The 26,233-nt window shown below is 51.2% G+C and carries 25 protein-coding genes and 1 pseudogene; 13 read left to right on the forward strand and 13 right to left on the reverse strand.

The window, feature by feature from the left end; all coding sequences use genetic code 11:
- The first annotated feature begins 56 nt into the window (after nucleotides 1–56).
- The 6 genes from topA (at nucleotide 57) to acnA (ending at nucleotide 7,685) form a co-directional block, all read left to right on the forward strand.
- On the forward strand, nucleotides 57–2,654 hold the full coding sequence (topA, locus tag HU143_RS10935) for a type I DNA topoisomerase (RefSeq protein ID WP_000513593.1): 2,598 nt from the start codon (nucleotides 57–59) through the stop codon (nucleotides 2,652–2,654).
- A 404-nt stretch (nucleotides 2,655–3,058) separates the two neighbouring features.
- Nucleotides 3,059–4,033 carry an HTH-type transcriptional regulator CysB gene (cysB, locus tag HU143_RS10940; RefSeq protein WP_023227062.1) on the forward strand — a complete coding sequence of 325 codons (975 nt, stop codon included), beginning with the start codon at nucleotides 3,059–3,061 and terminating at the stop codon, nucleotides 4,031–4,033.
- A 280-nt stretch (nucleotides 4,034–4,313) separates the two neighbouring features.
- Nucleotides 4,314–4,454, forward strand: a complete 141-nt coding sequence (locus HU143_RS10945) for a YmiA family putative membrane protein (RefSeq protein WP_213083417.1) — start codon at nucleotides 4,314–4,316, stop codon at nucleotides 4,452–4,454.
- A complete protein-coding gene (locus HU143_RS10950; protein ID WP_072162125.1) occupies nucleotides 4,455–4,625 on the forward strand; it encodes a hypothetical protein in 171 nt (56 codons plus the stop codon).
- Between the two features lie 109 nt (nucleotides 4,626–4,734).
- Nucleotides 4,735–4,827, forward strand: a complete 93-nt coding sequence (gene ymiC / locus HU143_RS24540) for a small membrane protein YmiC (protein WP_223148964.1) — start codon at nucleotides 4,735–4,737, stop codon at nucleotides 4,825–4,827.
- 182 nt (nucleotides 4,828–5,009) lie between these two features.
- Nucleotides 5,010–7,685, forward strand: a complete 2,676-nt coding sequence (acnA, locus tag HU143_RS10955) for an aconitate hydratase AcnA (RefSeq protein ID WP_023227063.1) — start codon at nucleotides 5,010–5,012, stop codon at nucleotides 7,683–7,685.
- 55 nt (nucleotides 7,686–7,740) lie between these two features.
- On the opposite strand, the gene ribA is transcribed toward acnA, so the two are convergent.
- On the reverse strand, nucleotides 7,741–8,331 hold the full coding sequence (ribA, locus tag HU143_RS10960) for a GTP cyclohydrolase II (RefSeq protein ID WP_001176284.1): 591 nt from the start codon (nucleotides 8,329–8,331) through the stop codon (nucleotides 7,741–7,743).
- Between the two features lie 195 nt (nucleotides 8,332–8,526).
- Between ribA and pgpB the strand changes: the two genes are divergently transcribed.
- The 5 genes from pgpB to yciH all read left to right on the forward strand — a co-directional run bounded on the left by pgpB (nucleotide 8,527) and on the right by yciH (nucleotide 12,179).
- On the forward strand, nucleotides 8,527–9,291 hold the full coding sequence (gene pgpB / locus HU143_RS10965) for a phosphatidylglycerophosphatase B (protein ID WP_023227064.1): 765 nt from the start codon (nucleotides 8,527–8,529) through the stop codon (nucleotides 9,289–9,291).
- A gap of 149 nt (nucleotides 9,292–9,440) precedes the next feature.
- Nucleotides 9,441–9,749: a LapA family protein gene (locus HU143_RS10970; RefSeq protein WP_023227065.1), complete on the forward strand. Its 309-nt coding sequence runs from the start codon at nucleotides 9,441–9,443 to the stop codon at nucleotides 9,747–9,749.
- A gap of 6 nt (nucleotides 9,750–9,755) precedes the next feature.
- A complete protein-coding gene (lapB, locus tag HU143_RS10975) occupies nucleotides 9,756–10,925 on the forward strand; it encodes a lipopolysaccharide assembly protein LapB (protein WP_000891378.1) in 1,170 nt (389 codons plus the stop codon).
- Nucleotides 10,926–11,115: 190 nt separating this feature from the next.
- On the forward strand, nucleotides 11,116–11,853 hold the full coding sequence (gene pyrF, locus HU143_RS10980) for an orotidine-5'-phosphate decarboxylase (protein WP_001529407.1): 738 nt from the start codon (nucleotides 11,116–11,118) through the stop codon (nucleotides 11,851–11,853).
- Entirely contained in the window at nucleotides 11,853–12,179 is a 327-nt protein-coding gene (yciH, locus tag HU143_RS10985) for a stress response translation initiation inhibitor YciH (protein WP_001285199.1), read from the forward strand. The genes pyrF and yciH overlap by 1 nt, the downstream gene beginning before the upstream one ends.
- A 119-nt stretch (nucleotides 12,180–12,298) precedes the next feature.
- On the opposite strand, the gene osmB is transcribed toward yciH, so the two are convergent.
- The 9 genes and pseudogenes from osmB to HU143_RS11030 form a co-directional block, all read right to left on the reverse strand.
- A complete protein-coding gene (osmB, locus tag HU143_RS10990; RefSeq protein ID WP_000481166.1) occupies nucleotides 12,299–12,517 on the reverse strand; it encodes an osmotically-inducible lipoprotein OsmB in 219 nt (72 codons plus the stop codon).
- Between the two features lie 258 nt (nucleotides 12,518–12,775).
- A complete protein-coding gene (locus HU143_RS10995) occupies nucleotides 12,776–13,528 on the reverse strand; it encodes a DNA-binding transcriptional regulator YciT (RefSeq protein WP_001088593.1) in 753 nt (250 codons plus the stop codon).
- A gap of 86 nt (nucleotides 13,529–13,614) precedes the next feature.
- Entirely contained in the window at nucleotides 13,615–13,794 is a 180-nt protein-coding gene (locus tag HU143_RS11000) for a hypothetical protein (protein ID WP_001279854.1), read from the reverse strand.
- Nucleotides 13,795–13,915: 121 nt separating this feature from the next.
- Nucleotides 13,916–15,898, reverse strand: a complete 1,983-nt coding sequence (gene pdeR, locus HU143_RS11005) for a cyclic di-GMP phosphodiesterase (RefSeq protein ID WP_023193234.1) — start codon at nucleotides 15,896–15,898, stop codon at nucleotides 13,916–13,918.
- A gap of 261 nt (nucleotides 15,899–16,159) precedes the next feature.
- Nucleotides 16,160–18,094 (reverse strand): exoribonuclease II, encoded by a 1,935-nt coding sequence (locus HU143_RS11010; RefSeq protein ID WP_000485041.1) that lies wholly within the window; start codon nucleotides 18,092–18,094, stop codon nucleotides 16,160–16,162.
- Nucleotides 18,095–18,338: 244 nt separating this feature from the next.
- Nucleotides 18,339–19,316, reverse strand: a pseudogene (locus HU143_RS11015) (CMD domain-containing protein); the annotation flags it as partial.
- A 198-nt stretch (nucleotides 19,317–19,514) separates the two neighbouring features.
- Complete coding sequence (gene fabI / locus HU143_RS11020; RefSeq protein ID WP_000506501.1) at nucleotides 19,515–20,303, reverse strand: enoyl-ACP reductase FabI; 789 nt, start codon at nucleotides 20,301–20,303, stop codon at nucleotides 19,515–19,517.
- A 117-nt stretch (nucleotides 20,304–20,420) separates the two neighbouring features.
- Nucleotides 20,421–20,720 carry a hypothetical protein gene (locus HU143_RS11025; protein ID WP_031618249.1) on the reverse strand — a complete coding sequence of 100 codons (300 nt, stop codon included), beginning with the start codon at nucleotides 20,718–20,720 and terminating at the stop codon, nucleotides 20,421–20,423.
- Entirely contained in the window at nucleotides 20,695–20,874 is a 180-nt protein-coding gene (locus HU143_RS11030) for a hypothetical protein (RefSeq protein ID WP_001532376.1), read from the reverse strand. The genes HU143_RS11025 and HU143_RS11030 overlap by 26 nt, the downstream gene beginning before the upstream one ends.
- A gap of 34 nt (nucleotides 20,875–20,908) precedes the next feature.
- Here HU143_RS11030 and steC point away from each other — a divergent pair, with 34 nt between their 5' ends.
- Together steC and HU143_RS11040 are read left to right on the forward strand one after the other, a co-directional pair.
- Nucleotides 20,909–22,291 carry an SPI-2 type III secretion system effector kinase SteC gene (steC, locus tag HU143_RS11035; RefSeq protein ID WP_024148190.1) on the forward strand — a complete coding sequence of 461 codons (1,383 nt, stop codon included), beginning with the start codon at nucleotides 20,909–20,911 and terminating at the stop codon, nucleotides 22,289–22,291.
- Between the two features lie 466 nt (nucleotides 22,292–22,757).
- Nucleotides 22,758–23,465, forward strand: coding sequence for an EAL domain-containing protein (locus HU143_RS11040; RefSeq protein WP_023227164.1), 708 nt, complete (start codon nucleotides 22,758–22,760; stop codon nucleotides 23,463–23,465).
- A gap of 15 nt (nucleotides 23,466–23,480) precedes the next feature.
- On the opposite strand, the gene sapF is transcribed toward HU143_RS11040, so the two are convergent.
- From sapF to sapC, 3 genes are read right to left on the reverse strand one after another with little or no spacing between them, the layout of a single operon-like run.
- Nucleotides 23,481–24,287, reverse strand: a complete 807-nt coding sequence (gene sapF / locus HU143_RS11045; protein WP_000230462.1) for a peptide ABC transporter ATP-binding protein SapF — start codon at nucleotides 24,285–24,287, stop codon at nucleotides 23,481–23,483.
- A 1-nt stretch (nucleotide 24,288) separates the two neighbouring features.
- The gene (sapD, locus tag HU143_RS11050; RefSeq protein ID WP_001128869.1) at nucleotides 24,289–25,281 is read right to left on the reverse strand and encodes a peptide ABC transporter ATP-binding protein SapD; all 993 of its coding nucleotides are present in this window, start codon (nucleotides 25,279–25,281) and stop codon (nucleotides 24,289–24,291) included.
- A complete protein-coding gene (sapC, locus tag HU143_RS11055; protein ID WP_001146150.1) occupies nucleotides 25,281–26,171 on the reverse strand; it encodes a peptide ABC transporter permease SapC in 891 nt (296 codons plus the stop codon). The genes sapD and sapC overlap by 1 nt, the downstream gene beginning before the upstream one ends.
- Nucleotides 26,172–26,233 lie beyond the last annotated feature (62 nt).

Raw genomic sequence — 26,233 nt, forward strand, 5'->3', positions numbered from 1 at the left:
AAGGTGAATCAACGTGCGACGCATTCCTGGAAGAATCAACTTAGGTAAAGGTGAATATGGGTAAAGCTCTTGTCATCGTTGAGTCCCCGGCAAAAGCCAAAACGATCAACAAGTATCTGGGTAATGACTACGTGGTGAAATCCAGCGTGGGTCATATCCGTGATTTGCCGACCAGTGGCTCAGCAGCTAAAAAGAGCGCCGACTCTACCTCCACCAAAACGGCTAAAAAGCCCAAAAAGGATGAACGTGGCGCTCTCGTCAACCGTATGGGGGTTGACCCGTGGCACAACTGGGATGCGCACTATGAAGTGCTGCCCGGTAAAGAGAAGGTCGTCTCTGAACTGAAACAGTTGGCGGAAAAAGCCGACCACATCTATCTCGCAACCGACCTTGACCGCGAAGGGGAAGCCATTGCATGGCACCTGCGGGAAGTGATCGGCGGCGATGACGCGCGCTACAGTCGCGTAGTCTTTAACGAAATAACCAAAAATGCCATTCGCCAGGCGTTTGAACAGCCGGGCGAGCTGAACATTAACAGGGTCAACGCCCAGCAAGCGCGCCGCTTTATGGATCGCGTGGTAGGCTATATGGTCTCGCCGCTGCTGTGGAAAAAGATCGCCCGTGGTTTGTCGGCAGGTCGCGTTCAGTCTGTCGCGGTCCGTCTGGTCGTTGAACGCGAGCGCGAGATTAAAGCGTTTGTTCCGGAAGAGTTCTGGGAAATTGACGCTAATACGACGACGCCGTCTGGCGAGGCGCTACCGCTACAGGTCACGCATCAGAACGACAAGCCATTCCGGCCGGTAAATCGCGAGCAGACGCTTGCCGCCGTCAGCTTGCTGGAAAAAGCGCGCTATAGCGTACTGGAGCGTGAAGACAAACCGACCAGCAGCAAACCTGGCGCGCCGTTTATCACCTCCACGCTACAACAGGCGGCCAGCACCCGGCTGGGCTTTGGCGTGAAGAAAACCATGATGATGGCGCAGCGTCTGTATGAGGCGGGCTACATCACCTATATGCGTACAGACTCCACCAACCTGAGTCAGGATGCGGTCAACATGGTGCGTGGTTATATTGGCGATAATTTCGGCAAGAAATACCTGCCGGATAACCCGAACCAGTACGCCAGCAAAGAAAACTCTCAGGAAGCGCACGAAGCGATCCGTCCTTCCGACGTTGCTGTCATGGCGGAGTCGCTGAAAGACATGGAGGCTGACGCGCAGAAGTTGTATCAGCTAATTTGGCGTCAGTTTGTCGCCTGTCAGATGACGCCAGCACAATATGACTCCACTACGCTTACCGTTGGCGCAGGCGAATTCCGTCTGAAAGCGCGTGGGCGTATTTTGCGTTTTGACGGCTGGACAAAAGTGATGCCGGCGCTGCGTAAAGGCGATGAAGATCGCACATTGCCTGCCGTGAATAAGGGCGATGCGCTGACGCTACTTGAATTGACGCCTGCTCAGCACTTTACTAAACCGCCAGCCCGTTTTAGCGAGGCTTCTCTGGTTAAAGAGCTTGAGAAGCGCGGTATTGGTCGTCCGTCTACCTATGCGTCGATTATCTCGACCATTCAGGATCGCGGCTATGTTCGCGTTGAAAACCGTCGTTTCTATGCGGAAAAAATGGGTGAAATCGTCACCGATCGGCTGGAAGAAAACTTCCGCGAATTGATGAACTACGATTTTACCGCGCAGATGGAAGATAGTCTGGATCAGGTTGCAAATCACCAGGCCGAGTGGAAAGCGGTACTGGATAACTTCTTCAGCGATTTTACTCAGCAGCTCGATAAAGCCGAGAAAGATCCGGAAGAAGGGGGGATGCGTCCTAACCAGATGGTGCTGACCAGCATCGACTGTCCAACCTGTGGCCGTAAAATGGGAATTCGTACTGCCAGTACGGGCGTTTTCCTTGGTTGTTCAGGTTATGCGCTTTCGCCGAAAGAGCGTTGTAAAACGACCATTAACCTGGTGCCGGAAAATGAAGTTCTGAACGTGCTGGAAGGCGACGACGCCGAAACCAACGCCCTGCGCGCCAAGCGTCGCTGTCAGAAGTGCGGTACGGCGATGGACAGCTATCTGATCGATCCGAAGCGTAAATTGCATGTGTGTGGTAATAACCCGACCTGTGACGGCTACGAGATTGAAGAAGGCGAGTTCCGCATCAAAGGGTATGACGGCCCGATCGTTGAGTGTGAGAAATGTGGTTCCGAAATGCACCTTAAAATGGGGCGTTTTGGTAAGTACATGGCCTGTACTAACGACGAATGTAAAAATACCCGTAAGATCTTGCGTAACGGCGAAGTTGCGCCGCCGAAGGAAGATCCTGTTCCATTACCGGAACTGCCGTGTGAAAAATCGGACGCGTACTTTGTGCTGCGCGATGGCGCCGCAGGGATATTCCTGGCGGCCAATACGTTCCCGAAATCACGTGAAACGCGCGCGCCATTAGTCGAGGAGCTTTACCGGTTCCGCGATCGCCTGCCGGAAAAACTGCGTTATCTGGCGGATGCGCCGCAGCAGGATCCAGAAGGCAATAAAACCGTTGTTCGCTTTAGCCGCAAAACAAAACAGCAGTACGTTGCGGCGGAAAAAGACGGGAAGGCGACGGGATGGTCAGCGTTCTTCGTCGACGGCAAGTGGGTTGAAGGCAAGAAATAACCCCTGCCTGTCGTCACTATAGTCAAGCGGGCCGCGTAAGCGGCCCTTTTTTATATCCCCTTCATACTTCAAGTGGCTGATGTGTTGGCTACGGATTACTCGGCCCATCCATGGGCCTCGCCCTGACGGGCCGTCGCACGCAAATCTGCTCCCGGCATATTTGTCGCTCACCCCTGTCACATCGTTAGCTATGCTCCTGGGAACTCACTCCCTTGTCGCCTTTAAGCAACTCGAATTATTTTGGGTAGAGCGGTCTTATTATTTTATCGCGCTGGCTATACAGTTCAGATATAAATGATATAGTGGTTATAGTTAACACCTTTTTTATTATTAAATCGTATTAGCAGCCCGATTAAGTCTGCAGATAAACGATGGCCTGATGGCGCTAATCTGGATGATGTATTATGAAATTGCAGCAGCTTCGTTACATTGTTGAAGTGGTTAATCATAACCTTAACGTCTCCTCTACCGCTGAGGGGTTGTATACTTCCCAGCCGGGGATCAGCAAGCAGGTTCGGATGCTGGAAGATGAGCTTGGCATCCAGATTTTCGCCCGCAGCGGTAAGCATCTGACTCAGGTGACGCCCGCAGGTCAGGAGATTATTCGTATTGCGCGTGAGGTGCTTTCCAAAGTCGATGCCATTAAGTCGGTCGCCGGCGAGCACACCTGGCCGGATAAAGGCTCGCTCTATATTGCCACTACCCATACTCAGGCGCGTTACGCATTACCAGGCGTGATTAAAGGCTTCATCGAGCGTTACCCGCGCGTTTCGCTGCATATGCACCAGGGATCGCCAACGCAGATTGCGGAAGCGGTATCGAAAGGGAACGCCGATTTCGCGATTGCCACGGAAGCGCTGCATTTATATGACGATCTGGTGATGTTGCCATGCTATCACTGGAACCGTTCGATAGTGGTGACGCCGGATCATCCATTGGCGGCAATGTCTTCCATAACGATTGAAGCGCTGGCGCAGTATCCGCTGGTGACGTATACCTTCGGCTTTACCGGCCGTTCCGAACTGGATACCGCTTTTAATCGCGCAGGGTTAACGCCGCGGATCGTCTTTACTGCAACCGATGCGGATGTGATTAAAACGTATGTCAGGTTGGGGCTGGGCGTTGGCGTCATTGCCAGCATGGCGGTCGATCCGCTTGCCGATCCTGATTTAGTGCGGATTGACGCGCACGATATTTTTAGCCACAGCACCACAAAAATTGGTTTTCGCCGTAGTACTTTTTTACGCAGCTATATGTATGATTTTATCCAGCGTTTTGCGCCACATCTGACGCGTGATGTGGTGGATACGGCGGTGGCGTTGCGTTCTAATGAAGAAATTGAAGCGATGTTTCAGGATATAAAGCTGCCTGAAAAGTAATATCACCGTCGGTTTGCGCCGTAGTGGCATGGCAGACAAAGCCGCCTTTTGCAATATCCCTCGAAGTATTACGGGTAATGATCAGCAAAATAGTGTTGAATTACCCGTCCCGCCAGTTTCTTTTTCCAAATAGTTATCTTGAGTCAAAAGATTGATTTATTCACTGGCAACGATTCGTAAATTGACTGGATTTTTGACTAAAGTTTATTTAGGATTTGTCTCATCTGATGATTAATTGTACCGATTGTTTGGTGCTGAAATGATAAGTGATACCGATAGCATGAGGTTAGTAATGCCTTCTGAAAACCAGGAACCGCGCCGCGACCCTGAGCTCAAACGTAAAGCATGGCTGGCGGTTTTTGTGGGTTCTGCGTTGTTCTGGGTAGTGGTAGCGCTTGTTATCTGGCATTGGTGGGGCTAAGTGAGCATTACGTCGGAATGCGAGCGCGTGGTCGCGCCCCCGATTCAATCTTGTGACGATGATAACACCCCGGATACGACCGTTTTCCGGTCTGTTCCGCAGCACTGGACGCTCACACCGCAGCAGCGGGCATTTATTGATGCTTTTGCTGATGAGGTCTCACAAAAATAATATCCGTCTTTTTATTGGCGTTATTGTTTTATTAACGCTGTCTTATTACACCGCAGCAACCGTGTGCTGAGCGCCTCTCAGTATTGATTAAACACAGTTGGTGTCGCCTATGTTAACGTCAAATATAAAGTATTGGTCATGGACTGGCGCGTTTATATTATCGCTACTGTTCTGGGCCGAGTTAATCTGGATTGCCGTCTAATCTCGTCAAAGCCCGATAATGCGTTATTTATCGGGCTTTTTCATCTTCGCTCCTCGCCTGTTAGGTTTCTCCTCTTTTAGCAATTTGGGTTGTTATCAAAACGTTACATTTTGTTTGTGTTATCTTTAATACAACCCTGTGGAGAATCAGGGTAACGCAACCCTGTCATTTAAGGAGGAGCTATGTCGTCAACCCTACGAGAAGCCAGTAAGGATACATTGCAGGCCAAAGATAAAACGTATCATTACTACAGTCTGCCGCTGGCTGCCAAATCCCTGGGCGATATCGCCCGTTTGCCCAAATCACTTAAAGTGTTACTGGAAAACCTGTTGCGCTGGCAGGACGGCGAATCTGTGACTGATGAAGATATTCAGGCGCTGGCCGGTTGGCTTAAAAATGCCCATGCCGATCGTGAAATTGCCTGGCGGCCCGCCCGTGTCCTGATGCAGGACTTTACCGGTGTGCCTGCCGTTGTCGACCTGGCGGCGATGCGTGAAGCCGTTAAACGCCTCGGCGGCGATACGACGAAAGTGAACCCGTTATCGCCGGTTGATCTGGTTATTGACCATTCTGTGACGGTCGATCATTTCGGCGATGACGATGCGTTTGAAGAAAACGTGCGGCTGGAAATGGAACGTAACCATGAGCGTTATATGTTCCTGAAATGGGGAAAGCAGGCATTCAGCCGTTTCAGCGTGGTGCCGCCCGGAACCGGCATTTGCCATCAGGTTAACCTGGAATACTTGGGTAAAGCCGTCTGGAGCGAATTACAGGACGGGGAGTGGATTGCTTACCCGGACTCGCTGGTGGGGACTGACTCCCATACGACCATGATTAATGGTCTGGGCGTATTGGGGTGGGGCGTGGGTGGTATTGAAGCGGAAGCGGCGATGCTTGGTCAGCCCGTGTCGATGCTTATCCCGGATGTCGTCGGCTTTAAGTTAACCGGTAAGCTTCGGGAGGGGATCACCGCCACTGACCTGGTGCTCACCGTCACGCAAATGCTGCGTAAGCATGGCGTCGTGGGTAAATTTGTTGAATTTTATGGTGACGGTCTGGATTCGCTGCCGTTGGCGGATCGCGCGACTATTGCTAATATGTCGCCGGAATATGGCGCCACCTGTGGTTTCTTCCCCATTGACGCCATCACTCTGGAATATATGCGATTAAGCGGACGTAGCGACGATCTGGTCGAGCTGGTTGAAACCTATGCGAAGGCGCAGGGAATGTGGCGTAATCCCGGTGACGAACCGGTATTTACCAGTACGCTGGAACTGGATATGGGCGATGTCGAGGCCAGCCTGGCCGGGCCGAAACGCCCGCAGGATCGCGTGGCGTTAGGCGATGTGCCGAAAGCCTTTGCCGCCAGCGCCGAGCTGGAGCTGAATACCGCGCAAAGAGATCGCCAGCCGGTTGACTATACGATGAACGGACAGCCATATCAGCTTCCGGATGGCGCTGTCGTCATTGCCGCCATCACCTCCTGCACGAATACCTCGAATCCCAGCGTGCTGATGGCGGCGGGATTACTGGCGAAAAAAGCAGTAACGCTGGGGTTGAAGCGTCAACCGTGGGTCAAGGCTTCTCTGGCGCCGGGGTCAAAAGTGGTATCTGACTATCTGGCGCAGGCCAAACTTACGCCTTATCTGGATGAGCTCGGTTTTAACCTGGTCGGCTATGGCTGTACGACCTGTATCGGGAACTCCGGTCCGTTGCCGGAGCCTATTGAGACCGCGATTAAAAAAGGCGATCTGACGGTAGGGGCCGTGCTTTCCGGTAACCGAAATTTTGAAGGGCGTATCCATCCGCTGGTGAAAACGAACTGGCTGGCGTCGCCGCCGCTGGTGGTCGCGTATGCGCTGGCCGGAAACATGAATATTAACCTCGCGACAGACCCGCTGGGGTACGATCGTAAAGGCGATCCGGTATACCTGAAGGATATCTGGCCTTCGGCGCAGGAAATTGCCCGCGCCGTTGAACTGGTATCATCGGATATGTTCCGTAAAGAGTATGCGGAAGTGTTTGAGGGCACGGAAGAATGGAAATCGATTCAGGTTGAATCGTCCGATACCTACGGCTGGCAGTCGGATTCAACCTATATCCGCCTGTCGCCTTTCTTTGATGAAATGCAGGCCCAGCCTGCACCCGTCAAAGATATCCACGGCGCGCGTATCCTGGCGATGCTGGGCGATTCGGTGACGACCGACCATATTTCCCCGGCCGGCAGTATCAAGCCGGACAGTCCCGCCGGACGCTATCTGCAAAACCACGGCGTTGAGCGGAAGGATTTTAACTCCTATGGATCACGGCGCGGCAACCATGAAGTGATGATGCGCGGTACGTTCGCCAATATTCGTATTCGCAACGAAATGCTGCCCGGCGTCGAAGGAGGGATGACGCGGCATTTGCCTGGAACGGAAGCGATGTCGATTTATGATGCTGCGATGCTCTACCAGCAGGAAAAAACGCCGCTGGCGGTAATTGCCGGGAAAGAGTATGGGTCGGGATCGAGCCGTGACTGGGCGGCAAAAGGTCCGCGGCTGTTAGGTATTCGCGTGGTGATCGCCGAGTCGTTCGAACGTATCCACCGCTCAAACCTGATTGGGATGGGGATCCTGCCGCTGGAGTTTCCACAGGGCGTAACGCGTAAAACGCTGGGACTGACCGGGGAAGAGGTGATTGATGTCGCGGATCTGCAAAACCTGCGCCCTGGCGCGACCATTCCGGTGACGTTAACGAGATCGGACGGTAGCAAAGAAACGGTGCCTTGTCGCTGTCGCATTGATACCGCCACCGAGCTGACTTACTACCAGAATGACGGCATATTGCACTATGTCATTAGAAATATGCTGAACTAAAGCCGTTTATCGGGCCTGCCGTAAACAGGCAGGCCCGCGCTTTAATACCGGTGGCTTACTTGCTTAGCAGGTGGCCCATTTTGGCCGCTTTAGTATCGAGATAATGCTCATTATTTGGATTACGACCCACAATGAGCGGAACGCGTTCCACGATATTAATTCCCGCCTCGGTCAGTATTTCGACTTTCTTCGGATTATTGGTCAGCAGGCGAACTTCATCCACGCCGAGTAATTTGAACATATCCGCGCACAGGGTGAAATCACGCTCATCGGCGGCAAAGCCGAGTTGATGATTGGCCTCCACCGTGTCATAGCCTTGATCCTGTAACGCATAAGCGCGAATTTTATTAAGCAGGCCGATATTGCGGCCTTCCTGACGGTGGTAAATCAGAATACCGCGTCCTTCTTCCGCAATATGCGTCAGCGCGGCTTCCAGTTGAAAACCACAATCACAGCGCAGACTAAAAAGCGCGTCCCCGGTAAGACATTCGGAATGAACGCGAGCCAAGACCGGCGTTTTACCTGAAATATCGCCAAAAACCAGCGCGGCATGGTCGTGTCCGGTTGCCAGTTCTTCAAATCCCACCATCAGAAAGTCACCCAATGGGGTTGGCAGTTTGGCTTCTGCCACACGTTTAAGCTGCATGTATTTCTCCAGATTATGCTGACGCCTGCGGTGTCGTCGCCTGTTGGATTGTATCCCGCTATTTTGCCATAAGGCGGCGGTCATCACCTAATCACTACCACGTAATTGCTCAGGAATGGCACAAATTTGTCAATTTTCCAGTCCGGCGAGAATTTTCAGTTATGATTGTGATACTTACTTATAAAAGGAGCATCCATGCTTTCAATTGCGAAGCGCACCGCGGCAGGAGCCGCCCTGTTGCTTATCATGCCGCTTGCCGTATGGGTATCAGGCTGGCAGTGGCAGCCAGGACATCAGGTCTGGTGGCTAAAAACGCTATTCTGGATAACGGAAACCGTGACCAAACCCTGGGGCATTATCACGCATGTGATTCTTTGTGGATGGTTCTTATGGTGCCTGCGATTTCGCCTGCGCGCCGCCATTATGCTGTTTGCGATTCTCGGTGGGGCGATTATCGTCGGGCAGGGCGTGAAGTCATGGGTAAAGGAGCGCGTACAGGAGCCGCGGCCATTTGTGGTCTGGCTTGAAAAAACGCACCATATTCCCGTCGATGAGTTCTACACTTTAAAGCGTACAGAACGCGGACATTTAGTGAAAGAGCAGTTGGCCGGGCAACAGAACATCCCCGTTTTCCTGCGTCAGCACTGGCAAAAAGAGACGGGCTTTGCGTTTCCCTCCGGACACACCATGTTTGCAGCGAGCTGGGCGCTTTTGGCCGTGGGTCTGTTATGGCCGCGCAGACGGACTTTCACCATCGCGTTTTTGTTAGTCTGGGCGACCGGCGTAATGGGCAGCCGTTTGCTTCTGGGAATGCACTGGCCGCGAGATTTAGTGGTCGCCACGCTCATCTCCTGGCTATTAGTTACCCTGGCGACCTGGCTGGCGCAGCGAATTTGCGGGCCGCTTATGCCGCCTCGTGAAGAAGCGCAAGAAATTGCTGAACGCGAGCAGGAAAGCTGACAACGGTTGATTTTCTGACTATTGCCCTTAAATCATCTGATGGCGGGCGCATTTCCATTTCGCGCGAGGCGGGAAAATGGTAATTTAGAAGGCTGGATGCGGTAAGTTGGACACGATTTATTCGCGCAAACCACATAACGGGAAGTAATGTGAAATATTTACTCATTTTCTTACTGGTATTGGCGATTTTTGTTATTTCGGTGACGCTGGGCGCGCAGAATGATCAACAGGTGACGTTTAACTACCTGCTGGCGCAAGGGGAGTATCGTATCTCCACGTTGCTTGCTGTGCTGTTCGCCGTCGGTTTTGCGATTGGCTGGCTGATTTGCGGCCTGTTCTGGCTGCGGGTCCGCGTTTCCCTTGCCCGCGCTGAACGTAAAATTAAACGACTGGAAAACAAGCTCTCGCCAGCAACCGACGTTGCGGTCACTGCCGATTCGTCGGTTGTAAAGGAATAATCATTTATGTTGGAGTTGTTATTTCTGCTGTTGCCTGTAGCCGCTGCCTATGGGTGGTATATGGGTCGCAGAAGTGCGCAACAAACAAAACAGGATGAAGCTAACCGCCTGTCGCGCGATTATGTCGCAGGGGTTAACTTCCTGCTGAGTAACCAACAAGATAAAGCGGTGGATCTGTTCCTTGATATGCTTAAAGAGGATACCGGCACCGTTGAGGCTCATCTCACTCTCGGTAATTTGTTTCGCTCTCGCGGCGAAGTCGATCGCGCCATTCGTATTCATCAAACGCTCATGGAAAGCGCTTCATTGACCTATGAACAGCGTTTACTGGCTGTTCAGCAACTGGGGCGCGACTATATGGCCGCCGGTTTATATGACCGCGCGGAAGATATGTTTAACCAACTTACCGACGAAACGGAATTTCGCGTAGGCGCGTTACAGCAGCTCTTGCAAATCTATCAGCTAACCAGCGACTGGCAAAAGGCGATCGAAGTAGCAGAACGGCTGGTGAAACTGGGCAAAGATAAACAACGTATCGAAATCGCCCATTTTTACTGTGAGTTAGCGTTACAGCAGATGGGCAACGACGACATGGATCGCGCGATGGCGTTGCTGAAAAAAGGTGCCGCCGCAGATAAAAATAGCGCCCGGGTGTCTATCATGATGGGGCGCGTTTATATGGCGAGAGGGGATTACGCCAAAGCGGTCGAAAGCCTGCAACGTGTAATCGTTCAGGATAAAGAGCTGGTCAGCGAAACGCTGGAGATGCTGCAAACCTGTTATCAACAGCTCGGTAAAAATGCCGAGTGGGCGGAGTTTTTACGCCGCGCCGTTGAGGAGAATACCGGTGCTGGCGCTGAGTTAATGCTTGCCGATATTCTGGAAGCGCGTGAAGGTAGTGACGCAGCTCAAGTCTATATCACGCGTCAGCTACAGCGACATCCTACCATGCGGGTGTTCCATAAGCTGATGGATTACCATCTCAACGAGGCGGAAGAAGGGCGAGCGAAAGAAAGCCTGATGGTACTGCGTGATATGGTTGGCGAGCAGGTGCGCAGTAAACCGCGGTATCGTTGTCAGAAATGCGGTTTTACCGCCTATACCTTGTACTGGCACTGTCCGTCCTGCCGGGCATGGTCGACCATTAAACCTATTCGCGGACTTGATGGGCAGTAGTATATAAAAAAAGCTTCACTTTAGTTACAACATACTTAATGACATAAAACAAGAAACGACGCTAGCATCGGCGACCAGGGCTTATCAGGTTGTCAATCGAACCTGTTAATTTCCCTGCGCCGCAGGTAGAATGCACGCCGTTTATCCAATTTGCGCCACTTCCGGTGCCCATCATCAAGAAGGTCTGGTCATGACGTTTACTGCTTCATCTTCTTCCTGCGCTATTACTGAATCGCCTGTCGTTGTGGCGTTGGATTACCATGAACGCGATAAAGCCCTGGCGTTTGTCGATAAAATCGATCCTCGCGATTGTCGCTTAAAAGTGGGCAAAGAGATGTTCACGCTGTTTGGTCCACAGCTCGTTCGGGATCTCCAGCAACGTGGGTTTGATGTCTTTCTTGATCTAAAATTTCATGATATTCCCAACACCACGGCCCGGGCAGTCGCCGCAGCGGCAGACCTGGGCGTCTGGATGGTAAACGTTCATGCGTCTGGCGGGGCGAGAATGATGGCCGCAGCGCGCGACGCGCTGGCGCCATTCGGTAAAGATGCGCCGTTGCTCATTGCCGTGACCGTGTTGACCAGTATGGAAACCAGCGATCTGCGCGATCTGGGCGTGACGTTGTCACCGGCGGAACATGCGGAGCGGTTGGCGCGCCTGACGCAGCAATGCGGGCTGGATGGCGTGGTCTGTTCCGCTCAGGAAGCGGTCAGATTTAAACAGGTCTTTGGCGCTGCATTTAAGCTGGTGACGCCGGGCATTCGGCCCGCAGGCAGCGAGGCAGGCGACCAGCGACGCATTATGACGCCCGAACAGGCATTATCCGCTGGCGTCGACTATATGGTGATTGGCCGCCCGGTTACGCAATCGGTAGATCCGGCGCAAACGCTGAAGGATATTAACGCGTCACTGAAACGGGAGGCATAATGAGCGATTCCAATAGTCGTCTGGTTTATTCAACACAGACGGGGCGCATTGAAGAACCTAAAACGGCGCCGGTTCGTCCCAAAGGGGATGGTATCGTTCGCATTCAGCGTCAAACCAGTGGCCGTAAGGGTAAAGGCGTATGTTTGATTACCGGTATCGAGATGAATGATGCGGAATTAACCAAACTGGCGGCTGAACTGAAGAAAAAATGCGGCTGTGGCGGGGCAGTAAAAGAAGGGATTATTGAAATTCAGGGTGATAAACGCGACTTGATAAAATCATTGCTGGAAGCTAAAGGAATGAAAGTAAAATTAGCTGGCGGCTAATGAAAACGCCACGGTTGTAAATTACCGTGGCGTAAAAGTCAACTTTGTCTATTTTTGTAATCCGGACCTGAAAAGAATAAACGTATTATTTTGAGCCGTTCAATATTTAAACGTCTGGATTATTTTCCGACCTGGTGACCAATCACGCCGCCGACCGCCGCGCCGCCCAGGGTGCCTAATGTACTGCCGTCCGTTAACACTGCGCCGCCTAACGCCCCCGCACCTGCGCCAATAGCCGTGTTGCGATCGCGCTTGGACCAGTTTGAGCAGGCGCTCAGAGACATTGCTACGGTGATTGCCAGCACAGCAGCGGCCATTTTTTTGCTCGTCATAAACATAATACTCTCTCCTGAATTAACGATTCACGGAATTAAGCTCACTATAACTATAGTTAAAATAAAACCTGTTAAGAGATTTTCCGTAAAACCTGATTGCGCAGGGGTATATCACGCAGGTGATAGTCACTTCCTGTTATTTCGCTAATATTAATTTTACGACGTTACGCTCGTTACAACAGGTAAATAGTCTTAATTGGGATGTCAGAAAAGTCTTAGAGAGAGGATGATTTGCCATAGGGCAAACCATCGGGAAATATTTTAAACGGATGAGCCAATAACATTGACTAGCAGCCCCGCATGTTCTAACTGCATTTGATCGCTGGCGGAAATTTTGGAATCCGTAATGACACGATGGAAGCGAGAGAGCGGGCCCAGGGGATAGGGATGCACACAGCCAAATTTGGAGCTGTCGGTGAGGACAATCGCTTCTGAGCCTTTTTCCAGAACAGCGTTAACCACATCCGATCGCATCATATCGCGTCCGGTAAAGCCGGTATCAGCCTGCCAGCCATCAATACCGATAAATGCTTTGCTGAAATGCACTTGATGGATAAACTGTCGCGTCAACGGCCCTACCATGCTTTCACTTTTTTTCTGATAGATTCCACCGAGGAGAATGACTTCGCAAGGGGTCTCTTTGAGCAGGTGCGCGATATAACTGCTCACGGTGATGATCGTGACATCTTTTTGTTCCGCCAGCGTCCGGGCCAATAGCGCATTGCTGCTGCCATTTTCAATAAAAACGGATTCCCCTGGACTGACCAGCGAGGCGGCGAACTCCGCCAGTCGGCGTTTTAGCGTGTAGTTCGTCATCATGCGAGTCTCTACGTCATCGCTCTCAAGCGAAACGGCGAAACCGTGCGCACGGCGTAAATAGCTCTGCTTTTCCAGGGTATTCAGATCCTGACGAATCGTGACTTCAGATACGCCGGTAATTTTCGCCAGTTCAGCAACGCTCATCTGGCCTTTATCAACCACCATTTGCAAAATTGATTGTTGTCGGGAGTTCATAGTATTAATTTTATTCGTTAAGAGGAGTCAACAGACAGTCAGAGAGCCGGGAAGGGCTAACGGCCATCCCGGACAAATAATCGCTATCAGATTTCCCAGGGCGACCCGGGAGCCTGGGATGGCGAGATACCGTCTTTAACCTGATCTAACAGCTCTGCTCTCAATATTTCAAGGTTATTGATGGCCGAGTGGTAATCGCCAGCAACAAGGATATCCAGCACGGTATCAATGCGTGCGGCAATTCGTTGTGCTTCGATATCAGACATGTTTGTCATCCTTAATGTCAGAAAAGGTTTCAATTCATGATGCAGAAATTAATCTGAAAAGAGAAGGGAAAAATAGGGCTATGCCTGTCTGCACAGGCTGTTCTCCCTATTATCGCCGCCATTAACGCATTTTTTTCGTCTGATAACGTTTGTACCAGCGTTCAAAAGAAACGGCGGGCATAGGTTTGGCGAATAAAAAGCCCTGTCGTTCATTGACGCCGTTTTTTGTCAGGAAGGCATCTTCTTTAGCATTTTCCACGCCTTCGGCAATCACTTGTAAATTTAGCGCCTGAGCCACCGCGACAATAGCCCGAACCAGAGATTGCGACAGCGGTTGCTTATGGATATCTCTGACGAAAGCCTGATCCAGTTTAACGGCATCAATAGGGAACCGGGCGAGTTGAGAAAGCGAAGAATACCCGGTGCCAAAATCATCCAGATGAATCTGAGCGCCGAGCTGACTAAATTGCTGGATAACCGATAGCGCCAGCGTGTCGTTTTCGATCAGGCAGCTTTCCGTTAGCTCGACATCGATCGGGCAATACTCAAAATTCAGATCGTACAAAGCCTGTTTAAGCGCAGTAAAAAGCGTCTGGTCGGCCAGTTGTCGCGCCGAAAAGTTAACGGCTACGCGCAAGTTAATCCCCTTATCGCGCCATTTCGCAATCTGGCGAACCACATCCAGAATCACCCAGCGGCCCAGCGGGACGATGAGTCCTGACTCTTCGGCGTATGAGATGAACTCCAGCGGCGGAATTAATCCGCGTTCCGGCGATTGCCAGCGTACCAGCGCTTCCAGGCTACGTACTTCACCGCGCCAGGTAATTTTGGGCTGATAGTGAATAAGTAACTGGTCGTTTTCCAGCGCTTTTCGCAGGTTTGTATCCAGCCAGTGATAGTCAAATACGCGCTGATTCATTTCCGGTGAAAAAACGCAGAACTGACCGCGGCCGCCTTCTTTGGCGTTATACATTGCGGTGTCGGCAGTGCGAATGAGACTTTCGCTGTCCTGTCCGTGCCGGGGGGCCAACGAAATGCCAATGGCGCATCCCGTGTAAACTTCAATGAGTCCAATACGAAAAGGTTGTCGCAGACGGGTAAGGATTCGTGAGGCTACTGCTTCCAGCGCGGCCTGAGACGTATGGGCAGCGAGGACAATGAATTCATCTCCCCCCAGTCTGGCCAGCAATTGATCTTCCTCCAGACAACTCAACAGCGCCAGCGAAACGGCCTGTAAGAGCTGATCGCCAAACATATGCCCATAGGCGTCATTAATTTTCTTGAAGTTATCCAGATCGAGATAAACGATACCCACCTGCGACTCGCCAGCCGAGGCAATAGCATGATTAATAAATTCATGAATAGCATTGCGATTGGGCAGGCCGGTGACGGTGTCTGTATTCGCCAGTATGCGTAAACGCTCCTGAGCCCGCCTTTCTTCGGTGATATCCGTGCCTGCGCAGATCAGGAAAATTTCGTTTTTTCCGCTACCGTTATGGACAAATTTATTACGAAATAAGAACAGGCGTTGGCCTTTACGAGTCTTTATCCAGCGTTCGATTTCATAGGCATTGCCATTGCGAAAAAAATTCTCAATGTAGTGCCGGGAGGCAACCGCCTCCCGGCGACTCATAAATAATTTAAAGACGCTTTGACCAATTACATCTCGCTCTTTTAAGCCCGTGTACTCTTCGCATAACCGATTAAATCGACAGATTTTTCCCCGACTATCCAGTATCGCAATGACTGAGTTGGCTTCTGATACGATTTGCTCGGCAAAAGAGAGTTCCTGCGCCTGCGTTGGCGCGACGGCAGGCGTATCAGGCCAGGTTGCCAGGCTGCCAGCCCATTCACGGTTATTAATCTTACGGCCTACCAGGTGCACAGCGGTAACCTGTTTTTCTATCAACAACGTTATCAGCAGACTGGACGTAATCGCCGTTATTTCCCGGATACGCCCGGCTTGCTCCGGCGATAGCTCAACCGTTTTTTCTGCATCCGTTTCACCTGTCGGGGAGAGATACAGCACGTTGCGGTCATCAGCCAGACGCCAGTGAGAGTGAAGGGGATTTAGCGCCGTTTGTTCCTGAATCTGTTTCATCATGCGTACCATCCCATTTAAGCGCCAGGTGCCCGAAAAGAAAGGTTAGCCATGTTATAAATAAGGGTAATTATGGCTGAACGTATTGTTTTATCTATGTATTCATATGTAATCCAGATTCTGGAAAAAGCATAGTCGCCAGCTAAAAATAACAAGAAATGGGGCGCTTGAATAAGATTAAACTTAGAGCATGACGGAAGGGAGAAGAAGAAAAGAAACGGCCTTTGCCTTCTCAGCAAAGGCCGTTGAGCGAGCTAAGCGTGGTTACGCTGCCGGTCGGGCAATAATGCTGCGGGTTTCCATGCGAACTTCCGCAATAGTGACATCAATGACATCCGTCACTTTATAAACCGTCTCACCTTTAATCTGTACCGTACCGTTTTCCTGGCTGCATACCAGTTCATCGCGAACGGCGTGCAGGAACGGGGCAGGGATAAAGGCGATAGCGCCGTTATCGACCAGTCGCACACGCATACCACCGCGGCTGACGTCAATAATTTCTGCCGCGAAACGGGTATTTGTCCCCGCCTTATCGTTAAGGAAGCGTGCATATAACCAGTCGCCGACATCGCGCTCCGCCATGCGGTTCAGGCGACGGCGTTCCGCCATTTGCTGGGTGATATCTTCCTGCGGACGCGCAATAGCCTCCCCCTTGATGACCGCTTTCAGCAGGCGATGGTTAATCATATCGCCATACTTACGGATGGGAGAGGTCCAGGTGGCATAAGCCTCAAGACCAAGACCGAAATGCGGCCCCGGCTCGGTGCTGATTTCCGCAAAAGACTGGAAGCGACGAATGCGGCTGTCAAGGAAACCGGAGGGCTGCGCATCCAGTTCGCGACGCAGTTTACAGAAGCCTTCCAGCGTCAGCACCTCTTCGGCATCGACATGCAGACCATGCGTTTTCAGCAGCGCGGCCAGCGCGTCGGCATTCGCGGGATCGAAGCCCGTATGTACGTTGTAAATACCGAAACCGAGCTTATCGCGCAGTACGCGCGCGGCGCAAAGGTTAGCGGCGATCATCGACTCTTCTACGATACGGTTAGCGATACGGCGCGGTTCCGCCACAATATCCAGTACTTCGCCTTTTTCGCCAAGCACAAAGCGGTAATCCGGGCGGTCTTTAAAAACTAACGCATGATGATGACGCCACTCACTGCGGCTTAGACAAATACGGTGCAACAGACGAATCTGCTGGGCAATGCCTTCGTTATCCGGCTGCCAGGTGCCGTTATTTTCCAGCCAGTCGGAGACATTGTCGTACGCCAGCTTGGCCTTCGATTCGATCGTGGCCGCAAAAAAGGCGATATCATCGTCAATGGTGCCGTCCGCGGCGATTATCATGCGACAGGCGAGCGCCGGACGCACTTCGTTGGCGCGCAGTGAGCACAGATCGTCAGACAGCTCACGTGGCAGCATAGGAATATTGAAGCCCGGCAGGTAGTTGGTGAAGGCGCGAATTTTCGCGGCGTTATCCAGCTTACTGCCTTCGGCAATCCAGGCGGTAGGATCGGCGATAGCCACCGTAAGCTGGAGTCTGCCGTCCGCTAATTCCTCAGCATATAGCGCGTCATCCATATCTTCAGTGCTGGCGCTATCGATAGTGACGAAATTCAGCGCGGTCAGATCCTGACGCTCCAGCCCTTCGTCAAGCATCTCCGTCGCTACGCCGTTCGGCGCTTCTTTTTCCAGGTTGTGGCGGGCAAGCGTAACCCACCAGGGAACAAAGTGATCGTCGGCAAAGGTGATGTACTGCGTTAAATCGGCGTAAAACGAACGGTCGCCTTTAAGCGGATGGCGGCGCATTTCGGCAACCGCCCAGTCACCTTCTTTGAACTCATGCTGAACGCCGCGCGCGGCGCGGCAGGGAATCGCGTCTTTCAGCAACGGATGATCCGGCACGATGGACAGGCGGTCATTTTTACCCTGAACTTTTCCCACAAAACGCGTCAGGAATGGTTCGATCAGTTCTTCCGGCTCGGCAGACTCCCGTTCTTTTTCCGTGTGGATGACCGCGACGATACGATCGCCATGCATCACTTTTTTCATCTGCGGCGGAGGAATGAAGTAGCTTTTTTGCGCGTCAACCTCAAGGAAGCCAAAGCCTTTTTCCGTGGCTTTTACGACCCCTTCAGCGCGCGGCGTCTGGGAATGCAGTTGCTGTTTAAGCTGCGCTAGCAGCGGGTTGTCCTGAAACATATTCGTCTATTTTCGTAGCCAAAAGAGCGGCTGACAGTTTTACGCGATTCTGCCTGGCGCAGCAAGCGCTCTTTCAGTAATGGATGAGTTAATAGGTTTCGCCCAACGCGATTTTTAAACGATTTAACCATCCGCACACGCCGCACCAGCCTAACATATTAATGGCCTGCTCCGATGAAACTCCCCTGGTGAGTAGCGGGAAAAAATGCGCGGCGCTAAAGCGATCGGGCGCTCTGGTGAGCCATTGTATCGCCTGTGTCAGCGCGGGCTCAAGTTCACAACGAGCGATGTCGTCGTCTTCCTGGCGTAACGTGATGACAGCACGGCGCCACGCGCCAGGTTGGGTTGCCTGTTCGTTAAAGCAGGCGGCGCTGCCGTTGATACGTGATGTGAGGAGCGTGATAAGTGGAAGTAAAGAAGGGGGCGACGCAGTGTGTAATGTGCTGGTCAGTATGCGTCCGAGTAACGCGAATGAAGACGGATCGCGCATGAGTACCGGCGCCATTATTTGGCATTGTGAAGACGAATATTGCCGCCGAACTTTGGTATGGGCGGGAGAATATTCTACCAGACTGGCGGCGGGCCGCCATGTCGTCTGGGGGGTTTGAAACCGCGCGGCCCTGGCAAAGCGCTGCATCTCCTGGCCGGGCAGCTCGCGCACGGGCAGACGGCAAAACGCCTGAAATATCGCCGCTACCCGCGCCTGAAAACCGATAAACCCAATGATCTGATTGATGAGTACGGTATCCCGGGCGGTTAATCCCACCTCTGCAAGCTGTTCGCGGGCTCGCGTATTGATAACGGAGGGGGAGCCGGCAAGCTGACGAGCGTATTGCGTAATTTGCGCCAGCCGTTGATTGCTTTCTCTTGAGGCGTCAGGGCCAGGTAGCGGCGCCAGACGCGCGGCATAATGGCGGCACAAACGCTGAACTCCAAATACCTGAGCGGCGGTCAGCGCGGTGCTCATACGTTCATAGGCGCTAAACGTATGAAGTCGGTCGTTGAGAACCGTGCGGGGAAATAAGACATCCGCCAACTGGCGAGCGGGCTTTAACCATGACTCAAAAGGCGTCAACGCGGTTTCTGCTACCGTTAAATCCAGTAAAAAACGATCGTTAACATACGCGGCTTCCGGCATCAGCGAAAGCGGGGTTTGTGACGACATAGTGGATTGTGTTTCATGATACCAGTGGCTTTTACCCGCTTTTCGGCATTGTTCCATAGGGTTTCCCGAGGATGAAATGGCGATCGATAATGATTCGGCGTCGGATCGTTTATGCTGGATTATCCTGGCGTATGCGGGAAAGGGATGAAAGATTGTTAGGTGATAACAAATATCAGAACGCTATATAACGAGATGAGCGGTGAGTTAGGGAATGGGGCAGCACAGCCGTGCCGCCCGTTAATAAACTTAATGCGCTTACTTCAGTTCCAGTTCATTCATTGCCGCAATGCTGAACCCGCCGTCAACATGGACGACTTCGCCAGAAATGCCTGCCGAGAGATCGGAACACAGAAACGCCGCTGAGTTACCCACATCTTCAATGGTCACGGTGCGACGAATTGGCGTAACGGCTTCACAATGCGCCAGCATTTTACGGAAGTCTTTAATACCGGACGCCGCCAGCGTGCGGATTGGGCCCGCAGAGATGGCGTTGACGCGAACCCCTTCCGGTCCCATAGCGTTTGCCATATAACGCACGTTGGCTTCCAGAGAGGCTTTCGCCAGACCCATGACATTGTAGTTCGGGATGGCGCGCTCCGCTCCCAGATAAGACAAGGTCAACAGCGCAGAACCCGGATTCAGCATGGTGCGGCAGGCTTTCGCCATGGCAACAAAGCTGTAAGAGCTAATATCGTGAGCGATTTTAAAGCCTTCGCGGGTAACCGCATTAACATAATCGCCGTCCAGCTGATCGCCAGGCGCGAAACCGATCGAGTGTACGAAACCGTCAAATTTCGGCCAAACGTTACCCAGCTCCGCAAACATAGCGTCAATGCTGGCATCTTCAGCGACATCACACGGTAAAACGATGCTGGAACCCAGCTGGGCAGCAAATTCTTCTACGCGGCCTTTCAGTTTGTCGTTCTGGTAGGTGAACGCCAGTTCAGCTCCTTCGCGGTGCATCGCCTGTGCGATACCGTAGGCGATGGACAGTTTACTGGCCACGCCAGTGACCAGAATGCGCTTACCGGAAAGAAAACCCATAGCTTTAATCCTTATAGTCATTGCTTATTTTTTGCTTTTACGAACAATGGTTAACAGCAACTTTTCAACATTATTCGAAATTAGTCTGAAATTATATCCCACTCCTGGCCCCGTGTGTCACGCTATTTTTCCGCCGCTATCTCCGGCAGGTGACGTTCTAAAACCACACGGTAACGAAGTCCCTGAGGATTTTGAGCACTCCCCAGGGCCAAACTGGCAAATCAAAGAGTCTAATGGGACAGGCCCTACGGTGCAGTATACCAGCTGGTGTAAGGTTCGCCTCATCCAACCAGAGACACCGGGACGGATAGCAAGTACGATAGCGATGCGCTTTCCACCAGACAAATAAAGGTTCTGTAGGAAGCCTGAATATTCATCCGAATGGTTTACCTCACCTATTAGCGATGTTATGGACATGTAATTTTAACCAGCAAATGCTTAACAAAAATAATTTCTTTTTTAAGCGCTGAAGGTTTTCTCTATTTATTGATGCAGAGTAATACTGAATATGAAAAATTTTGGAAATCAGGTGATTACAGTAGTTACAAATCAGGTTTTTATATGTTTGCATGTGTATTATAATAAATTTTCAGAGGATGAGACATATGCCGTTTACATTTCATATCGGAAATCATAGTTGCCAGATATCAGAAAGGTATTTAAGAGATATCATCGATAATAAAAGAGAACATGTTTTTTCAACGTGTGAGAAATTTATAGATTTTTTCAGGAATATATTTACCAGTCGAAGTTTAATTTCTGATTATAGAGAAATCTATAATCTACTGTGCCAAAAAAAAGAGCATCCCGATATTAAAGGGCCTTTCTCTCCAGGACCATTTTCGAAGCGAGATGAAGACTGTACACGATGGCGCCCCCTTCTTGGATATATTAAACTTATTGATGCCTCCAGACCTGAAACAATAGATAAATACACTGTAGAGGTATTAGCACATCAAGAAAATATGTTACTACTACAGATGTTTTACGATGGAGTATTAGTGACCGAGACGGAGTGTTCTGAACGTTGCGTCGATTTTTTAAAAGAAACGATGTTTAATTATAATTCCGGGGAAATTACGCTTGCCGCTTTAGATAATGATCACCTGACGCCGAGCGAAGCAGGTAGTAATGGGATCTATGAGGCTTTTGAGCATCGTTTGATAGACTTCCTGACCACGCCCGCCACGCCCGCCACGGCGTCTGGTGATGAGAGCGGCGCTATTGATCAGACAGATACATCACAACCAGCGGCAATAGAGGCGTTTATTAACTCGCCGGAGTTTCAGAAAAATATTCGCATGCGTGATATTGAAAAAAATAAAATAGGTAGCGGAAGTTATGGGACAGTCTATCGGTTACATGATGACTTTGTTGTTAAGATTCCAATTAATGAGCGGGGAATAAAAGTGGATGTTAACTCTCCGGAGCATCGTAATTGTCATCCTGATCGTGTCAGTAAGTATTTGAATATGGCCAATGACGACAAGAATTTTTCTCGTTCGGCCTCCATGAATATTAATGGTAAAGACGTTACAGTTTTAGTTTCAAAATATATTCAAGGTCAGGAGTTCGATATTGAAGATGAAGATAACTATCGAATGGCGGAGGCGCTTCTTGAATCCCGGGGGGTTTATATGCATGATATAGATAACGTAGGTAATATTCTGATTAAAGAGGGGGTACTTTTCTTTGTCGATGGCGATCAAATCGTGCTGTCACAAGAATCCCGGCAACAGCGAAGCGTTTCTCTTGCAACAAGGCAACTGGAAGAGCAAATTAAGGCCCGTTACCTGGTAAAATTAAAGCAGTCCGAGACCGAAGGAAATACTGAAGATATTGAATATTATAAGTCACTTATTACAGAACTTGATGAGTTAATCGGAGAGGAAGAACAGGCACCTGCGCCAGGAAGACGTTTTAAACTAGCCGCGCCGGAGGAAGGGACTCTTGTGGCTAAGGTATTAAAGGATGAATTAAAAAAATAGCATTTAGTTCCGTTCTTTTCTGCGAATCGCCGGGGGCACATTCGCTACAGATTTACCGATCAATTATTGAGAGTTGCTATTCGCTTAAAGGTCGTTTGGGGGATCTGGACAGCCTGTAGCGGAGATGCAACTCGCCACTAGGGTTGGCGATGCCGCGCTGCCATAGTGGGTGAAATGCCACGCGATGGTGCAACACTATTAACTCGCCTTGATTTTTTCCCTCTTCCTGACAAGAAAAACCTGGCTTTACGGATGGTCTCATGCCGTCGTATTAGCGTTGTTCGGCGTAGTATGTAAATTTACTTATAGCAATAGAAGAACATTCTCAAAACATAAAATTAGCAAGTTATCATGAAGTTAACATATATTGTTTTTTTCGATCATTTTTTAGATATTGATCGTTTTTATTGATTGATTTGCGTTAAAAGCGCATTATCAGGGAGTTAAGATCAAGTGGAGTGGTCACATGCGCTATTTTTTTATGGCAGAGCCGATAAGGGCAATGGAGGGGGATTTACTGGGTGTCGAAATCACTACCCATTTTGCATCGTCGCCCGCTCGTCCGCTACACCCTGAGTTTGTTATCTCGTCATGGGACAATTCGCAGAAGCGCCGTTTTCTGCTTGATCTGTTGCGGACAATCGCGGCCAAACATGGCTGGTTTCTACGCCACGGCCTGTTCTGTATCGTAAATATCGATCGGGGTATGGCGCAGCTTGTCCTTCAGGACAAAGATATTCGCGCGTTACTACACGCCATGCTATTTGTGGAGCTGCAGGTCGCTGAACATTTTTCATGTCAAGATAACGCCTTAATCGATCCTTTAATACACGCGCTTCATAAGCAACCTAATTCATTATGGCTGGGCGACCTGGGCGTAGGGAACGCAACCGCTGCGCCATTAGTTTGCGGGTGTTTTAGTGGCGTAAAACTTGATCGCAGCTTTTTTATCTCACAAATTGAAAAAATGACGTTTCCGCTGCTTGTCAAACATATCCGGCGTTATTGTGACAAGATCGTGGTGGGTGGCCAGGAAAACACACGCTATTTGCCGGTGTTAAAAACGGCTGGCATTTGGGCAACCCAGGGCACGTTATTTCCTTCCGTTGCGTTAGAAGAGGTTGAAACATTGCTGTTGGGCAGCCGCGTGAACACCCTCAGAGAATCGAACTGAGGGTATTTGTGTCGCTTAGCGATCCTTTCGCCATGCGTCAGCGGTCAGCGCCTCGCCAAAATGGCCTGCGATTAAACGGCGGGTAAGCTCATGTAGCGGAGAGGCGAGCACATCGGCGGTGCTGCCGCGTTCAACCACTTCCCCCTGATGCATCACTAATACCTGATCGCTAATATGTTTCATCATGCCGATATGCTGCGTGACGTAGATATAGGAGATGCCTTGTTTTTCCTGCAATTCAAGCATCAGATTGATGAGCTGCGAGCGCATGGACATATCAAGCGAAGCCAGCGCTTCGTCCGCGATAATGACTTTTGGGCGTAAAATCAACGCGCGGGCCAGACCCAGACGTTGTTTCTGTCCCGGCGCCAGCATATGCGGGTAGTAGCTCACGTGATCGGGCAATAGCCCCACCATACGCATCGTCTCGACAATCTGTTTGCGCCGCTGTTCCGGCTCCAGATCGGTATTAAGGCGCAGGGGGAAGTCAAGGATCTGTGAAATACGTTGACGTGGATTCAGTGACGTTGAAGGGTCCTGAAAAATCATTCGAATACGTTGGCTTCGAAACGAATAGTCGCCGTAATGCAGGGGATGATCGTCAATAAGAAGCTCGCCGCTGGTGGGTTCAATCATGCCGGCCAGCATCTTCGCCAGCGTGGATTTGCCGGAACCGTTTTCGCCGATAATGGCCAGGGTCTGACGCTCACGAAGCGTAAAGCTTAATGGTTTCACGGCGTCGACGGTCTGGCGGCGAAACCATCCTGTCCGGTAGCGAAAGGTTTTACTCAGGTTGCGCACTTCAAGCAGAGTTTCCACCATATCACTCTCTCTCCATATTCAGCGGAAAATGACAGGCATAGAGATGATTTTTCGCGCCGGTTAAGCGTGGCGTGATAATGCATTCTCGTTGTGCGTAAGGGCAGCGCGGCCCCAGACGACAACCTATCGGTAACTGCTCCAGTAGCGGGATCGCGCCCGGCAGCGTATTCAGACGGCTTTTATGCGGCATCGCGCTGCCAAAATCCGGAATCGCACGGATAAGCGCCTGCGTATAAGGATGATGTGGCGTCGTCACCAGATCTTTACTTGGCGCGGTTTCTACCGTCTGGCCGCAGTATAAGACGTTGATTTTGTCAGCCCACTGACTCAGCATTTGCAGGTCGTGGCTAATCAACAGAATGGTGGTATTACTGTTTTGATTCAGTCGGGTCAACAGGCGAAAAATTTGCGCCTGCGTCGTCGGTTCCATTGAGTTGGTGGGTTCATCAGCGATCAGGAGTCGCGGTTGATTCGCCAGTGCGATAGCGATCATAACTTTCTGACACTCGCCATCGGTCAGTTCATAGGGAAAACTGCGCATCGCGTCTTTATGATCTTTAATTCCTACCCGGTGCAGTAATTCAATTGCACGCCGTTTACGCCAGCCTAAACGCTGCCACCAGCGGCCTTTATAAGTCCAGGCGGGAATATTTTGCATTAACTGGCGGCCGACGCGTTCGGAAGGATCAAGGCACGACTGCGGCTCCTGGAAGATCATCGACACATTATGTCCGACCAGCTTACGCCGTTCACGAGAGGAGAGGCGCAGCAGATCGATATCATCAAAACGCATACGGTCGGCAGTGACTCGCCAGTTGTCTTTCGCGACTCCGCAAATAGCTTTAGCAATCAAGCTCTTTCCGGAACCCGATTCACCTACCAGGCCGCGAATTTCGCCTTCGCTTAATGTCATACTGACGCGATCGACCGCTTTTACCCAACCTTCGCTGGTTTTAAATTCAATGGTGAGATTGCGGATATCCAGTAACGGCATTATTCCACCCCCGCAATAATCGCACGACGAATCCCATCTCCGAGCAGGTTTACCAGTAAAACACTGAGCGTTATCGCCGCGCCGGGTAGCATAACGGTCCACGGCGCGACATAGATTAGCTCCAGCGCATCCCCCAACATGGCGCCCCATTCGGGAGAGGGAAGCTGCGCGCCGAGATCTAAAAATCCCAGCGCGGCGATGTCCAGAATCGCCATCGACAGCGCCCGGGTAATTTCGGTGACCAGACCGGCGGTAATATTCGGTAAAATGGCGAACCACAGAATATTCAGCGTTGTCGCGCCATCCAGACGGGCGGCAATGACGTACTCTTTTTCCAGTTCATCATGCACCATGCTATAGACGGAACGTACCATTCGCGGCAACAGGGCCAGCCAGACGGCAAACATCGCGTGTGACAGATGTGGGCCGGCAAATGCCACGACGATAATCGCCAGCAAGAGCGAAGGGATGGAAAGCAGCGTGTCCAGAATATGGTTCAGTACGGCAGAGCGTAAACCGTGCGTCGCGCCTGCCACTACGCCGAGGACTAATCCACATAGCGTAGCCGCCAGCGTTACGATAAACGCGCCGCCGACCGTGGGCGCCGCGCCGCTTAACAGGCGGCTCAGCACATCGCGCCCCAGATCGTCAGTCCCCAGAAAAAAGGAGACTTCGCCATAGCGTGACCAGGAGGGCGGCAGTAGCTGATAGCCCAGAAATTGCTGATCGATACCATAGGGCGCGATCCAGCCGCCAAAAATACACAGCAACGCCAGACCGGCGCATCCATACAGGCCCACCATCGCAGGCGCGTCGCTATAAAATTTACGCCAGGCAGTGCGCAGGGTGCCTGGCGGGCGCTTTTCGCTGTAGACGCTATCGTAAGGCATATTTACTCATTTTATTTTTGTTTACCATGCTTTATGTCTTTTGAAATTTTCAAACATTATCA

The sequence above is a fragment of the Salmonella sp. SJTUF14076 genome (genome assembly GCF_015534835.1).
In the GTDB taxonomy this organism is placed as follows: domain Bacteria; phylum Pseudomonadota; class Gammaproteobacteria; order Enterobacterales; family Enterobacteriaceae; genus Salmonella; species Salmonella enterica.

What these genes read in the sequence shown, in the direction of transcription:
- topA (WP_000513593.1), top strand. Translation starts at nt 57, where the DNA reads ATGGGTAAAGCTCTTGTCATCGTTGAGTCCCCGGCAAAAGCCAAAACG.
- cysB (WP_023227062.1), top strand. Translation starts at nt 3,059, where the DNA reads ATGAAATTGCAGCAGCTTCGTTACATTGTTGAAGTGGTTAATCATAAC.
- HU143_RS10945 (WP_213083417.1), top strand. Translation starts at nt 4,314, where the DNA reads ATGAGGTTAGTAATGCCTTCTGAAAACCAGGAACCGCGCCGCGACCCT.
- ymiC (WP_223148964.1), top strand. Translation starts at nt 4,735, where the DNA reads ATGTTAACGTCAAATATAAAGTATTGGTCATGGACTGGCGCGTTTATA.
- acnA (WP_023227063.1), top strand. Translation starts at nt 5,010, where the DNA reads ATGTCGTCAACCCTACGAGAAGCCAGTAAGGATACATTGCAGGCCAAA.
- ribA (WP_001176284.1), bottom strand. Translation starts at nt 8,331, where the DNA reads ATGCAGCTTAAACGTGTGGCAGAAGCCAAACTGCCAACCCCATTGGGT.
- pgpB (WP_023227064.1), top strand. Translation starts at nt 8,527, where the DNA reads ATGCTTTCAATTGCGAAGCGCACCGCGGCAGGAGCCGCCCTGTTGCTT.
- lapB (WP_000891378.1), top strand. Translation starts at nt 9,756, where the DNA reads ATGTTGGAGTTGTTATTTCTGCTGTTGCCTGTAGCCGCTGCCTATGGG.
- pyrF (WP_001529407.1), top strand. Translation starts at nt 11,116, where the DNA reads ATGACGTTTACTGCTTCATCTTCTTCCTGCGCTATTACTGAATCGCCT.
- yciH (WP_001285199.1), top strand. Translation starts at nt 11,853, where the DNA reads ATGAGCGATTCCAATAGTCGTCTGGTTTATTCAACACAGACGGGGCGC.
- osmB (WP_000481166.1), bottom strand. Translation starts at nt 12,517, where the DNA reads ATGTTTATGACGAGCAAAAAAATGGCCGCTGCTGTGCTGGCAATCACC.
- HU143_RS10995 (WP_001088593.1), bottom strand. Translation starts at nt 13,528, where the DNA reads ATGAACTCCCGACAACAATCAATTTTGCAAATGGTGGTTGATAAAGGC.
- HU143_RS11000 (WP_001279854.1), bottom strand. Translation starts at nt 13,794, where the DNA reads ATGTCTGATATCGAAGCACAACGAATTGCCGCACGCATTGATACCGTG.
- pdeR (WP_023193234.1), bottom strand. Translation starts at nt 15,898, where the DNA reads ATGATGAAACAGATTCAGGAACAAACGGCGCTAAATCCCCTTCACTCT.
- HU143_RS11010 (WP_000485041.1), bottom strand. Translation starts at nt 18,094, where the DNA reads ATGTTTCAGGACAACCCGCTGCTAGCGCAGCTTAAACAGCAACTGCAT.
- fabI (WP_000506501.1), bottom strand. Translation starts at nt 20,303, where the DNA reads ATGGGTTTTCTTTCCGGTAAGCGCATTCTGGTCACTGGCGTGGCCAGT.
- HU143_RS11025 (WP_031618249.1), bottom strand. Translation starts at nt 20,720, where the DNA reads ATGTCCATAACATCGCTAATAGGTGAGGTAAACCATTCGGATGAATAT.
- HU143_RS11030 (WP_001532376.1), bottom strand. Translation starts at nt 20,874, where the DNA reads ATGCAAACATATAAAAACCTGATTTGTAACTACTGTAATCACCTGATT.
- steC (WP_024148190.1), top strand. Translation starts at nt 20,909, where the DNA reads ATGCCGTTTACATTTCATATCGGAAATCATAGTTGCCAGATATCAGAA.
- HU143_RS11040 (WP_023227164.1), top strand. Translation starts at nt 22,758, where the DNA reads ATGCGCTATTTTTTTATGGCAGAGCCGATAAGGGCAATGGAGGGGGAT.
- sapF (WP_000230462.1), bottom strand. Translation starts at nt 24,287, where the DNA reads ATGGTGGAAACTCTGCTTGAAGTGCGCAACCTGAGTAAAACCTTTCGC.
- sapD (WP_001128869.1), bottom strand. Translation starts at nt 25,281, where the DNA reads ATGCCGTTACTGGATATCCGCAATCTCACCATTGAATTTAAAACCAGC.
- sapC (WP_001146150.1), bottom strand. Translation starts at nt 26,171, where the DNA reads ATGCCTTACGATAGCGTCTACAGCGAAAAGCGCCCGCCAGGCACCCTG.